Annotated in this window: 10 protein-coding genes and 1 pseudogene; all 11 read left to right on the forward strand. The window is 67.3% G+C overall.

Going from position 1 to position 13,321, the window contains the following annotated elements; all coding sequences use genetic code 11:
- The first annotated feature begins 8 nt into the window (after window positions 1-8).
- The gene (locus ACIBW7_RS17580; protein ID WP_397047349.1) at window positions 9-1,160 is read left to right on the forward strand and encodes a FecCD family ABC transporter permease; all 1,152 of its coding nucleotides are present in this window, start codon (window positions 9-11) and stop codon (window positions 1,158-1,160) included.
- The gene (locus ACIBW7_RS17585) at window positions 1,157-1,972 is read left to right on the forward strand and encodes an ABC transporter ATP-binding protein (protein WP_397047351.1); all 816 of its coding nucleotides are present in this window, start codon (window positions 1,157-1,159) and stop codon (window positions 1,970-1,972) included. The genes ACIBW7_RS17580 and ACIBW7_RS17585 overlap by 4 nt, the downstream gene beginning before the upstream one ends.
- A gap of 71 nt (window positions 1,973-2,043) precedes the next feature.
- Window positions 2,044-2,436, forward strand: coding sequence for a BlaI/MecI/CopY family transcriptional regulator (locus tag ACIBW7_RS17590; RefSeq protein ID WP_330254691.1), 393 nt, complete (start codon window positions 2,044-2,046; stop codon window positions 2,434-2,436).
- A gap of 64 nt (window positions 2,437-2,500) precedes the next feature.
- A complete protein-coding gene (locus tag ACIBW7_RS17595) occupies window positions 2,501-3,439 on the forward strand; it encodes a M56 family metallopeptidase (protein WP_063037376.1) in 939 nt (312 codons plus the stop codon).
- Between the two features lie 120 nt (window positions 3,440-3,559).
- Window positions 3,560-4,909 (forward strand): annotated as a pseudogene (locus ACIBW7_RS17600) (DEAD/DEAH box helicase); the annotation flags it as partial.
- A gap of 430 nt (window positions 4,910-5,339) precedes the next feature.
- Window positions 5,340-6,185 carry a DMT family transporter gene (locus ACIBW7_RS17605; protein WP_397047354.1) on the forward strand — a complete coding sequence of 282 codons (846 nt, stop codon included), beginning with the start codon at window positions 5,340-5,342 and terminating at the stop codon, window positions 6,183-6,185.
- A gap of 91 nt (window positions 6,186-6,276) precedes the next feature.
- A complete protein-coding gene (locus ACIBW7_RS17610; RefSeq protein WP_397047356.1) occupies window positions 6,277-7,713 on the forward strand; it encodes a GuaB1 family IMP dehydrogenase-related protein in 1,437 nt (478 codons plus the stop codon).
- Window positions 7,714-8,280: 567 nt separating this feature from the next.
- Window positions 8,281-9,654, forward strand: a complete 1,374-nt coding sequence (locus ACIBW7_RS17615) for a hemolysin family protein (RefSeq protein ID WP_397047357.1) — start codon at window positions 8,281-8,283, stop codon at window positions 9,652-9,654.
- Window positions 9,647-10,711, forward strand: a complete 1,065-nt coding sequence (locus ACIBW7_RS17620) for a hemolysin family protein (RefSeq protein ID WP_397047359.1) — start codon at window positions 9,647-9,649, stop codon at window positions 10,709-10,711. The genes ACIBW7_RS17615 and ACIBW7_RS17620 overlap by 8 nt, the downstream gene beginning before the upstream one ends.
- A complete protein-coding gene (locus ACIBW7_RS17625) occupies window positions 10,708-11,598 on the forward strand; it encodes a 3-methyladenine DNA glycosylase (protein ID WP_397047361.1) in 891 nt (296 codons plus the stop codon). The genes ACIBW7_RS17620 and ACIBW7_RS17625 overlap by 4 nt, the downstream gene beginning before the upstream one ends.
- 146 nt (window positions 11,599-11,744) lie before the next feature.
- Window positions 11,745-13,319, forward strand: coding sequence for an LVIVD repeat-containing protein (locus ACIBW7_RS17630; RefSeq protein WP_397048156.1), 1,575 nt, complete (start codon window positions 11,745-11,747; stop codon window positions 13,317-13,319).
- Window positions 13,320-13,321 lie beyond the last annotated feature (2 nt).

Below are 13,321 nucleotides of genomic sequence, written 5' to 3' on the forward strand. Positions count from 1 at the left end.
GAGCATCCATGAGCGAACGAATCATGGACGAAATCTCTCCGGATAACACCGCGACCGGGGCCAGCGGTACTCCGTCGGCAGCGCCGCTGCGACGCATCCGCCCCGCGCTGCGCCTCGGCCCGGTGTCGATTGTGTTGCGTCCCACCATGGCGCTCATAGTTCTGACACTCGCCGCGATCGTGCTCACACTGTTCTGCCTCGATATCGCCTTCGGTGACACCCACATTCCGATCGGCCGAGTACTCGATGTGCTCAGCGGCGGCGGCACTCGATCCCAGCGCTTCATCGTGCTGGAGTCCCGACTGCCGCGCGCGCTCACCGCCGCGGTCGTCGGTGCGGCACTCGGCATCGCGGGCGCGATCACCCAATCGATCCTGCACAACCCGCTCGCCGCACCGGATATGCTCGGCATCACCACCGGCTCGAGCCTCGGCGCGGTCGCGGTACTGGTCGGAACCGGCGGCGCGACAACCGGACTCGCCGCGAGCCTCGGCACACCACTGGCAGCGCTGACCGGGGGGCTGCTCGCCGCGATCGTGATCTACCTCCTCGCCTGGGGCCGCAGTGTGACCGGCGACCGCGGCGTCACGCCGATGCGACTGGTGCTGATCGGCATCGGCGTGAACGCATTGTTGTTGTCCGGCATCAGCTTTCTGCTCACCCGCGCCAGCCTGCAGGACGCGGCCCGCGCGCAACTCTGGCTCAATGGCTCGCTCAACAGCGCGGACCGCACCGAACTCGTCCCGGCCGCCCTGGCCCTGGCCGTTGTCGTCGTGGTCGCGGTGGGCTCCGCGCGAACCCTTGCCGCACTGCGCCTAGGCACCGATACCACCCGGGTGCTCGGCGTGCGGATCCAGAGCCAGCAGACCCTATTGATCGGTGCGGCCGTCGTGGCCGCGTCCGTCGCCACCGCGGCCGTCGGTCCGGTCACTTTTGTGGCGCTCGCCGCACCGCAGATCGCGCGCCGACTGCTGCGAACTCCCGGCGAACCTCTCATCGGCTCGGCCCTCACCGGTGCCATCCTGGTAGTCGGCGCGGATGTGGCCTCGCGCACGCTGTTTCCGGTCGATCTGCCGGTCGGTGTCGTGACCGCCGCCTTCGGCGGACCGTTCCTGCTCTACCTGCTCGTGCGTATGAATCGGAAGGCGACCCTGTCATGACCAGCGATACGCGGCTCTCCGCACAGGAAGTCACCCTCGGCTACGGCGACCGCGTCATCGTCGACGGACTCGATATCGATATCGCACCTGGCGTCGTCACCACCGTCATCGGCCCGAACGGCTGCGGCAAGTCGACCATGCTGCGCTCGCTCGGGCGCCTACTGCGTCCGCGACAGGGTCGAATCCTGTTGGACGGCAAGGCGATTTCGACGATGAGGACCAAGGATGTGGCACGCATCATCGGCATGCTCCCGCAGTCGCCGGTCGCGCCCGAGGGGCTCACCGTCGCGGATCTCGTTGCGCGCGGGCGTCATCCGCATCAGTCCTGGATCCGGCAGTGGTCGGCCACCGACGAGGCCGAGGTCATGTCCGCACTTGCGGCGACGGGCGTCGCCGACCTGGCCGATCGCTCACTCGACGAGTTGTCCGGCGGGCAGCGCCAGCGCGCCTGGATCTCGATGGCACTGGCCCAGGGCACCGATATCCTGCTGCTCGACGAGCCGACCACTTACCTCGACCTCGCGCATTCGGTCGAGGTCCTGGACCTGATCGACCGGCTGCACGACGACCTCGGCCGCACCGTGGTGATGGTGCTGCACGATCTCAACCTGGCCATTCGCTACAGCGACCGACTCATAGTGATGCGCGACGGACGCATCGTCGCCCAGGGCGCGCCCGCCGATATCATCGATGTCGCACTGCTGCGCGAGGTCTTCGATCTCGACGCCTCGGTCCTCGAGGACCCGGTCTCCGGCCGTCCGATGATCGTGCCCATCGGAACCCGGCACGTTTTGCCCGGGTATGACAAATGACACACCAGCTATCAGGCAGTTACGACGGGGTGTAGTACGCAATTGTGTCGTTGAGTCCGTAAACTTGTGGAATGGCAGGACTTGGTGAACTCGAGAAGGCAGTCATGGACCAGCTGTGGTCCAGTGACGAGCCGCAGACCGTACGGCAGGTACACGAGGCTTTGGCCGCCCGCCGTGAGCTCGCGTACACCACGGTGATGACGGTGCTGCAACGGCTGGCGAAGAAGAACCTGGTGGTCCAGCGCCGCGACGACCGCGCCCACCGCTACGCCCCGGTACACACCCGGGACGAACTGGTGGCCAGCTTGATGGTCGACGCCTTGCAGCAGGCCGATGCGGCGGGCAGCCGCGCGGCGGCGCTCGTGCATTTCGTCGAACAGGTCGGCAGGGACGATACGGATGCGTTGCGGGAAGCACTCGCTAAGCTCGAGGCATCCGAAGATACTGCGCCGCCGAAGCAGTAGTCTTGGGATCCTGGCCTCACAATGAGGTGAGTGCCCTGGCCCCACAACGCAGTGAGCTGAGTCGATGAACGCAACCGCGCCGGTCTTCGCCGGTCTCGCTTTGCTTCTCGCGGGGCCTGCCCCAGCGCTGCTGAGCCGCGCGACCTGGCCGTATCGGACTCCGCGCGCCGCGCTCGTGTTATGGCAGGCCATCGCGCTCGCCGCCGTGCTCAGCGCATTCGGATCGGGCTTGGCCATCGCCGCCCAACTACTCGTCCCCGGACCGAACGGTCGCCCGACCACCTCACCGGCCCGGGAAATCGACGCCCTCGGACTGCCGCTGTGGCTGGCCTATGTCTTCGTCTTCGCGCTGACCCTGCTGGTCGGCGCGCGACTGATGTACGCGATCGTGCGCGTCGGGGTGCACACCCGCAGGCGTCGAGCGCGCCACCGCATGCTCGTCGATCTGCTCGACCAGAGCGGACCGCAGCGCCGCGCCGCCGATATCCGGGTACTCGCCTCGACCGAGCCGATCGCCTACTGTCTGCCCGGCCTGCGCCAGCGGGTCGTACTGAGCGAGGGCACGCTGACCAGCCTGCAGGACGCCGAGGTCACCGCCATCGTCAGCCATGAGCGCTCGCATCTGCGCGCCCGGCACGATCTGGTGCTCGAGGCATTCACCGCAGTGCACGAGGCCTTCCCCCGGGTGGTGCGCAGCAAGGCCGCACTCGGCTCCGTGAAACTGCTGATCGAACTACTCGCCGACGACTCGGCGGTGAAGGTGACCGGCCCGAAGCCGCTGGCCCGCGCGTTGGTGGCATGCGCCAAATCCACCGCTCCGCAGGGTGCGCTCGCCGCCGGCGGGCCGACCACCCTGATCCGCATCCAGCGCCTCGGTGGACGGATCGGCGATATTCGAGTCGCCTCGGCGGCGTATCTGGGGTCGGCGGCCATCCTGGTGGTCCCGACCATGGCTGTCGCGGTACCCTGGCTGGTCGAACTGGATCGACTGCTTCGTAACTGATTCCTCCGGTTCTCCCCGACACACCCGGTCCTACCGCATCCCGATGACCGGGCCCAACCATCTCGGCGGCACCACGCGTGCCCGGATCCGCCCGCGCCGAGACATGAAAGGCACACACCCCTGTTGACCTCCTCCCCCCCTGCCACCACCTTCGCGGATCTGGGCCTACCCGCCGTGCTCGTCCAGGCGCTGCGCCGCGACGGCATCGACGCCCCGTTCCCGATCCAGGCCGCGACCGCGACCGATGCGCTGGCGGGTAAGGATGTGCTCGGACGCGGACCAACCGGCTCCGGCAAGACACTGGCCTTCGGGCTGCCGATGCTCGCGCTGCTCGCGGGCGCGCAGGCCAAGCCGGGCCGTCCGCGCGGTCTGGTGCTGGTACCGACCCGGGAACTCGCGGCCCAAATCGAAAAGGCGCTGGACAGCGCGGCATTGTCGCTCGGCCTGCGGGTCGCTTCGGTGGTCGGCGGCGCACCGATCAAGCGGCAGGCCGACCGGCTCGCGCGCGGGGTCGACCTGCTCATCGCCACGCCCGGGCGGCTGGAAGATCTGATCAACCAGCGCTCCGCCGACCTGTCCGATGTGCGGATCGTCGCACTGGACGAGGCCGACCACATGGCCGATATGGGCTTCCTGCCGCAGGTCACCAAGCTGCTCGACCGGACGCCGAAAGATGGTCAGCGCCTGCTGTTTTCGGCCACCCTCGATGGTGAGGTCGACAAACTGGTCAAGCGTTACCTGCGCTCCCCCGTCACGCATTCCACCGCGCCGCCGTCGGCATCGGTCGCGACGATGTCGCATCATCTGCTGTACCTGCGCAAGGCCGATAAGCGCGATATCACCGCGCAGATCGCCGCCCGCGACGGGCTGACCATAATGTTCGTCCGCACCAAACACGGTGCGGACCGGCTCGCCAAGCAGTTGCGGGCGGCCGGAATCGCCGCCGGCGCCCTGCACGGCGGGAAGGCACAGAACAACCGCGTGCGGACGCTGGCCGCATTCGCCGACGGTACGACACCGGTGCTGGTGACCACCGATGTGGCCGCGCGGGGCATCCATGTGGACGGGATTTCCCTTGTCGTGCACGTGGATCCGCCCGCGGAATCCAAGGCGTACCTGCATCGCGCGGGCCGCACCGCGCGGGCCGGTGAGGACGGCGTCGTCGTCACGCTGGTCACCGAGGAGGAACGCGCCGAGGTCGAGAAGATGACCCGCAAGGCAGGCGTCGATGTCGACGGCGTGCAGGTCCGTCCGGGCGATCGGCGCCTCATCCAGATCACCGGCGCGAAGCAGCCGTCGGGCATAGCGATCGTCGCGGCGAACTCGGCGGTCACGCTGGGTGACGAGGGCGAATTGAAGGTCGGCAACTCGAACCGGCGATCGGGTGGTGCCGGTTCCGGCGGTCGTGGTCGCGGCGCACGCTCGGGTGGTTCGAGCTCGGCTGGTACCGGGCGACGTAGTGCCGGTTCGAGTGCTCGCGCCGGGGGTGCGAAGAAGTCCTCGGGTGGTTCGTCCAGCTCCGCCGCGACGTCGAGCCGGCGCGGTGTCGGAACTTCGGGTCGTGGATCGGCGGCCGCCCCTGCCACGGGTCGCGCAGCAGCCACGGCAACGGCTGCCCCCGGCCGGGGCGCAGGGGCCACGAAGACGGCTCCAGGGCGGACCGCGAGCGTGGCATCGGCCGCGCCGGGTCGTGCCGCCGGGTCGACGAAGGCAGCTGCCGGATCGGGCTCTGCCGCGCGTGGCACATCGGCCGGCCATGGCGCAGGGGCCACCTCCGGGCGCGGTGCCGCATCCGGGCGCACCGCTGCGACCAGCGGTGACACGCCCGGGCGTACACGTCGACGCGCCGGGCGGGCGCAGGGGGTGCCGGGCGGCCGCAATCGCGGGGCAAACTAACCAGGTGGCGAATTATCAGGTGGGCGCGATCATCTGTGCGCTGATCGCGGCGCTGCTCTTCGCGGTGGCCGCGGTCGCGCAGCAGCATGCTGCGGCCGCGGTTCCGCAGGACGAGTCGCTGATGCGTTCGCTGATGCGCAATCCGCGTTGGTGGGCCGGAATCGTCGGGGACGCGGGCGGTTACGCGATGCAGGTCGCCGCACTGGCCATGGGTGCGGTGCTGCTCGTCCAACCAATTCTGGTGAGCATGTTGGTCTTTGCTCTTCCGCTCTCCGCCCGCCTCAACCGCCGCCGCATCACCCCCCGCACCTGGGCGACCGCCATCGCCTTGGCGGCGGCCCTCGCCTGCTTCTTGATCGTCGGCGATCCGACCGAGGGCAATACCAATGCGCCCCTGCGCGATTGGATTCCGCCGATCGCCGGTCTACTCGGTCTGTTGGCGGTGGCCGTCGTCATCACCCTCGGGACCTCCGACCCGACCCGCCGCGCACTCCTGTTCGGCACCGTAGGCGGCGCCCTGTTCGGTCTGGCCGCCGCGCTCACCGAATACGTAACCGAACTCTTCGACGGCGGCCTGATCCATGTATTGGGCAGCTGGCAGACCTGGGCCCTGGTGGGATCCGGTTTGATCGGTCTCTACCTCCAGCAACGCGCTTTCCAATCCGGCCCTCTCGTCGCATCGTTGCCCGCCGTCACCATCGCCGAACCGCTGGCCGCCGCCTTCATCGGCATCACCGTTCTCGACGAACGCCTCCGCACCGACCACATCGGACTCGCGGTGATCATCGTCGCCGTAATCATCATGTGCGCGACCACAATCCAGCTCTCCCGCGTCCAAGCCCAAGCGTGAAACTCGCGGCTGTCGACCCGGTAGAACCACGGTGCCGACGGAATGCTGGGGGATTGCACGGAACTGCGGCGCACCGGTTAGAATCGGTTAAGTGCAGTTTCTCCCTGGTCACCAGCCGCCGTACGACCTGACCTACGACGACCTCTTCCTCGTCCCGAATCGGACGGATGTCGCATCACGGTTCGACGTGGATCTTTCGACCGCAGACGGGTCCGGCACCACCATTCCCATTGTCGTCGCGAATATGACCGCGGTCGCCGGACGCCGGATGGCCGAGACGGTCGCCCGTCGCGGTGGCATCGTCGTCCTACCGCAGGATCTCCCGATCGCCGCGGCATCGGAGACCATCGCCTTCGTCAAGAGCCGTTCGCTCACCGCCGATACCCCGGTCACGCTGGATCCGCAGCGTTCGGTCTCCGAGGCCGTCGCCCTGATGCACAAGCGCGCCCACGGTGCCGTGGTGGTCGTCGACGGCGGTAAGCCGGTCGGTGTGGTCACCGAGGCGTCCTGCACCGATGTCGACCGGTTCGCCCGGCTGCGCGATGTCGCCGTCACCGACTTCGTGCAGGCCTCGGCCAGCACCTCGCCCCGGGATCTGTTCGACCTGCTCGAGGCCGAGCACGCGCAGCTCGCCGTGCTCATCGCCGAAGACGGCAGCCTCGCGGGCGTGATGACCCGCACCGGAGCCATCCGCGCCGGCATCTACCAGCCCAATGTCGATGCCAACAACCAGTTGCGCGTCGCCACCGCGGTCGGAATCAACGGCGACGTGGCGGCCAGGGCAAAGGCGCTCGTCGACGCGGGCGCGGACCTGCTCGTCATCGATACTGCACACGGCCACCAGGCCAAGATGTTCGAAACCCTGAGCGCCATCCGCGATCTCGGCCTCGGCGTACCGCTGGTCGCGGGCAATGTGGTCTCCGCGCAGGGCACCCGCGATCTGGCCGCGGCGGGCGCGGACATCATCAAGGTCGGTGTCGGCCCCGGCGCCATGTGCACCACCCGCATGATGACCGGCGTCGGCCGTCCGCAGTTCTCCGCGGTGGCCGAATGCGCCACCGCCGCAAAGGAACTCGGTGTGCACATCTGGGCCGACGGCGGCGTCCGGCACCCGCGCGACGTCGCTCTCGCATTGGCCGCGGGCGCGTCCAATGTGATGATCGGCTCCTGGTTCGCCGGCACCTACGAATCCCCCGGTGACCTGCGCGTCGACCGCGACGGCAATGCCTACAAGGAGAGCTTCGGCATGGCCTCCAAACGCGCCGTCGCCGCCCGCACCGCCACCGACAGCGGCTTCGACCGCGCCCGCAAGGCACTGTTCGAGGAAGGCATCTCCAGCTCGCGCATGCGCCTGGATCCGGAACGCCCCGGCGTCGAGGACCTCATCGACCACATCTGCTCCGGCGTCCGCAGCGCCTGCACCTACGCGGGTGCCCGCAGCCTCACCGAGTTCCACGACAAGGCCGTGCTGGGCGTGCAATCGGCCGCAGGTTTCGCCGAAGGCCGCCCGCTGCCCAGCGGCTGGTAGACCGCTCAGCGCGGATAAAAGCTGAGCCATCCTGCCCAGCCGACCCCAACGGAGCGAGTCTTACGAGCGACGTTCGCGGCCCGTCTCGCATCCGAGGGGCCGAAGCGCATGCGCCGAAGGCCGCCCGCTGCCGAGCGGCTGGTAGACCGCTCAGCGCGGATAAAAGCTGAGCCATCCTGCCCAGCCGACCCCAACGGAGCGAGTCTTACGAGCGACGTTCGCGGCCCGTCTCGCGTCCGAGTCGTCGAAGCGCATGCGCCGAAGGCGCGAGTCTCGACGGCTCGGACGCGAGACACCAGGGGGCCGCAAACACGCCGCGCCGAAGGCGCGGCCAATCAGACACAGCAATACCGGCCCACGCGGGCACGCGCGTGGGCCGGTAACATAGTGGTTGCCGGTTTCCGGTTACCCAAACCCATTTGCCGAGAGGAACAAGTTGTCACCCGCGTCCGAGGGCGCCGCACAGGAGGGCTCCTCTACCGAGCCGGGTGACAAACCCGGCGCCCTTCTTCCCGCAGTCGCCCGATCCGATTCAGCTCATCGCATGTCTCGCAGGTGGTGCTGACGATGTCCGTCGTGCTCACCGTGCTCAGCCTGATCGGGTTCATCGCCCTCACCGTAGGCACCGCATTGTTCGTTGCCGCCGAATTCTCGCTCACCGCCCTGGAACGCAGCACCGTCGAATCGCATGTGCGCGCGGTCGGGGACGCCCGCTCGCGCATGGTCCGGCAGGCGCACACCACATTGTCGTTCCAGCTCTCCGGAGCCCAGCTCGGTATCACCATCACCACGCTGATCACGGGCTATATCGCCGAACCCGTCCTGGCCCGACTGCTGTCGCCGCCGTTCACCGCGCTCGGTCTGAGCGAGGGTGCGGCGCATGGTATCTCGCTCACGCTGGCGTTGCTGATCGCCACCTCGCTGTCGATGATCTACGGCGAGCTCGTGCCGAAGAACATCGCGATATCGAAGCCGCTCGGCACCGCCCGGGTGACCGCGGGCCCGATGATCGCCTTCTCGGTGGTGTTCAAGTGGATGATCCACTTCCTCAACGGCACCGCGAACTGGGTGGTCCGGCGCCTCGGCGTGGAACCGGCCGAGGAACTGCGATCGGCGCGCTCCCCGCAGGAACTCGGCTCGCTGGTGCGAACCTCCGCACTGCGCGGTGCGCTGGACCACCGCACCGCGCAACTGGTCGATCGCTCGCTGCAATTCGGTGAGCGCAGCGCCGAGGAGTTGATGACACCGCGGGTCAAGATCGAATCCCTGGACAAGTCCGACACCATCGCCGATCTGATCGCGGCCGCCAGCCGCACCGGTTACTCCCGTTTCCCGATCATCGATGGCGATCTGGACAACACCCTCGGCGTGGTGCACGTCAAACAGGCGTTCACCCATCCGGCGAATGTCCGCAACACCATCCCGCTGCATCTGCTCGCCCGGCCTGTCCCGATCGTGCCCGCCAGCCTCGACGGCGACGAGGTGCTCGAGCGGGTGCGCGCCGACGGCATGCAGGTCGCGCTGGTGGTCGACGAATACGGCGGCACCGCGGGCATCGTGACCATGGAGGATCTCATCGAGGAAATCCTCGGCGACGTCCGCGACGAGCACGACGAGGAAGAACGCGATGTCCGCCGGGTCGCCGACGGCTGGGACTGCTCGGGGCTGCTACGCATCGACGAGGTCTCCCGGGCCACCGGCTACGACGCGCCGGAGGGCGAATACGAAACCCTCGGCGGTCTGGTGCTCACCCGGCTCGGCCGCATCCCGGTTACCGGTGACGAGGTGATCCTGCCGAATCCACGGTCCTCGCATCGCTATCCGAACGATGATGACGGCGGCTGGATCGCCAAGGTCGAACGGATGGACGGGCGGCGTATCGATCGGATCCGGCTGGTCCCGGTCGCGGCCGCCGTACTGAAGGAGAACAGCCATGGGTGATCTCCTCGGTGTCCTGTTGACGGTGGTGCTGCTGGCCTGCAATGCCTTCTTCGTCGCCGCCGAATTCGCGCTCATCTCCGCCCGCCGTGACCGGCTCGAGGCGCTCGCCGCACAGGGAAAGCGCAAGGCGCACACGGTGATCCGGGCCGGTGAGAACCTGTCCATGATGTTGGCCGCCGCGCAGCTCGGCATCACCATCTGCTCGATCCTGCTCGGCCGGGTCGGCGAACCCGCGGTGGCGCATTTGCTGGAGGGGCCGTTCGAGCTGGTCGGCATGCCCGAGCAGCTGCTGCATCCGGTGGCGTTCGCCATCGCGCTCGCGATCGTGGTGATCCTGCACATTCTCTTCGGCGAGATGATTCCGAAGAATATCGCGCTGGCCGGACCGGAACGCAGTGCGCTGCTGCTGGTCCCGGCGCATCTGATGTGGTTGCGCTTGGCGCGTCCGCTCATCGCCGTTTACAACCTGGCGGCGAATCTGTCGCTGCGCATGTTGCGGATCGAGCCGAAGGATGAGCTCGAGGCGACGGTCTCGAGTGTTGAACTCGCCGAGATGATCGGTGAATCCCGTTCCGAGGGCCTGCTCGACGAGGAGGAGCACCGCCGCCTCACCCAGGCGCTCGGCACCTCCGATCGGGTGGTGGGCGATGTGATGGTGCAGCTGGCGACGACCCGCTCGGTACCGTTACGCGGCAATGGCACCACACTCGGCGATATCGAAACCGCGGTCGCCGAAACCGGTTTCTCCCGGTATCCGGTGCGCGCGAGCGACGGCTCGCTGGTCGGGTATCTGCACGTTAAGGATGTGCTCGACAAGGTCGCCGACGAAAGCGCCGGACCGAATACGCCCATCCCGCGCACCGATATTCGTCCACTGCCGACGGTGAGCGCCGGTACGCCCCTGTACGAGGCGCTGGCGCGCTTGCGCCGCACCAACTCCCACCTCGGCCGTGTCGTGGACACCCGTGGAAATACGGTGGGCATTGTGGCGCTGGAGGATCTGGTGGAAGAGTTCGTCGGCACCGTGCGCGACGGGACGCACCGGGTGATCGAATGATCGTGCTGGCCGAGTCCGAGTGGCGGACCAGGGCCGCCGCGCACCGGGCTCGGCTGGACGAGCTCGTCGGACCGTATCTCGAACGGCGCGCGGCGGGGTCGTCACATCCGGTGATCGACTTCCTGTTCACGTACTACGGACATAAGCCCGCCCAATTGCGGCGCTGGCATCCGGGATTCGGTGTCGCGTTGGCGGCCGCGCGGGAGTACGACGGGGCTCGCGGGTATCACCGGCATGACATGCGTTCCGGCGCGGGTGTCTACACCGCCGACCCTGCGTTCATCCGGCGGCGTCGCGACACCGTCGAGTTCATCGCAAAACTGCTGCGCGCCACGGCATCCCGCCCGGCGCAGCTGTCCTGCTTCGGCCTGCACGAGTGGGCCATGGTGTACAAAACCGACGAGGTCCGCCATCAACAGGTGCCGCTGCGTCTGGGCAGCACCGGTACCGATGCGGTCGTCGAATCGATGTCCTTGCGCTGCACCCACTTCGACGCATTCCGCTTCTTCACCCCGGACGCGGTCGGTCGCAACGCGGAACCGTTGACCCGTGCCGACCAGGTCGCCCGCGAACAGCCCGGCTGCCTGCACGCCAATATGGACCTCTACAAATGGGGTTTCAAACTCACCCCGCTCATCTCCTCGGACCTGTTGCTCGACTATTTCGAGTTCGCCTGCGCCGCACGCGAACTCGATATGCGCGCCAGCCCGTACGACCTCACCGACTACGGCTACGAGCCGATCCGCATCGAAACACCGGTGGGGCGTGCCGAATACGTCCGGGCGCAGTCGGCATTGGCAGAGCGGTCGATGGGACTCAGACAGTCCCTGCTCGAAGTCTGCACATCACTGCTGACAAACGACATCGAGGCACTCACCGCCAGCTGAGCGTCGTGGCGAAGCACGCCGATTACCTGGCATTTCCGCGAAAACCCATCGTGAAGTTACTGCCTGTTACTACCATTCAGTCAGTTCATGCTCCGTCTGAGTCGGCGCGGTATGTGCCCCATGATGAGGAAAGTTGGGATGCAATGATGCACCCGAAGCTGGGACTGCGCCGGGTCCGGCCCTTGGCCTTGTTCGCCACCACGATCGTGGCCGCGATGATGTTGCCGAGTAGCGCATCGGCCGATCTGCAATCCGATATCGCTACTACCGTCCAGGAATTCCTCGATGTCGGCCGGACCTCGGCACCCCGGGCGGACTGCGGACCGGGATCGATGCCGGAAACCGGTCTGCAGGGCGATGTTTCGGCCGCCGACCGAGACAGTCGGCGCAGCACCCAGGGCTACACCTGCAATATGTCGATGGTCGGCAACTATGCCGGGCGCGGCGCGGGGATCACTTCCACCAGCTTCGACCATTGTGCCTACCTGGGTTCGTTCTTTCCCGGCGACCTGATCAGCGAGGGCCGCGGCGTCCAAGTGCTCGACGTCTCCGATCCGGCGCACCCGCGCCCGACGGTAACCCTGACCGAACCCGCGATGCTCGCGGGCACCTGGGAGAGCCTCAAGGTCAATTCCGAACGCAAACTGCTGGTCGGGACCGGTGTGCCGGTCGGCGAGGGCGTCGGCTATCTGTCGGTCTACGACGTCTCCGATTGCGCGTATCCGAAGTTGCTCAATCCCGGACCGGGCACGAATCTGCTTATGCCGCTGCCGATCACCACACACGAGGGCGGCTGGTCCCCCGACGGCCGCACCTACTGGGCCTCGGGCGTCGCGCCCGGTTTCGTCAGCGCGGTCGATCTCACCGATCCGACCGATCCGCACGTCATCTGGCAGGGGCTGACCGGAATCGAGGCGCACGGCTTCGGCATCAGTCCGGACGGCAATCGCATGTACCTTTCCGCGCTCGGCGGATTCACCGTGCTCGATATCAGCGCGGTTCAGCGCCGCGATCCCAACCCGCAGGTCACCCATATCGGCCGCACCTTCTGGACCGACGGCTGGGCCACCCAGCACAGCATCCCGGTGACCTATGACGGCAAGCCCTACCTCTACACCGTCGACGAAGGCGGCTCCGGCGGTGTGAAACTCATCGATATCTCCAACGACACCGCACCGAAGGTGGCCGGGAAGGTGAAGCTGGAGATCAACCTGCTACAGAACATCGACAGCAATATCGGTAGTTCGATGGGCGGTTCGGCCTTCGCCTACGAATCGCACTACTGTGCCGCCGACCGCCCGGACAACCCCACTGCCCTCGCGTGCGGCTGGATCTCCTCCGGCATCAGGATTTTCGACGTCCGCGATCCGCACAATATTCGCGAGATCGCCTACTTCAAACCGCCCGCACGAACCGGCCAGAATCTGAGCCTGTGGAACTCACCGCATGCACTCGCGTCGATCATCGGTGTGCCGTTGATGAGCACACCACCGGCCGCACGCGCGGTGTTGGAGGGTCAATTCAATCCGTTGGACGCGCTCACCCCGCGCACCGGCAACCTCGCCTTCGGCGATGTCTCCACCGATTGGTGCTTCTCGCCGCCGGAATGGCGCGGCAACCAGCTGTATGTCGCCTGCTCCGATAACGGATTCATGGTGCTGCAACTGGAGAACGGCGTGTATACGGTGCCCGAGAATCAGCAATCGACCGTCGGATCGTAGCT

The organism is Nocardia sp. NPDC049526 (assembly GCF_044465765.1).
Taxonomy (GTDB): domain Bacteria; phylum Actinomycetota; class Actinomycetes; order Mycobacteriales; family Mycobacteriaceae; genus Nocardia.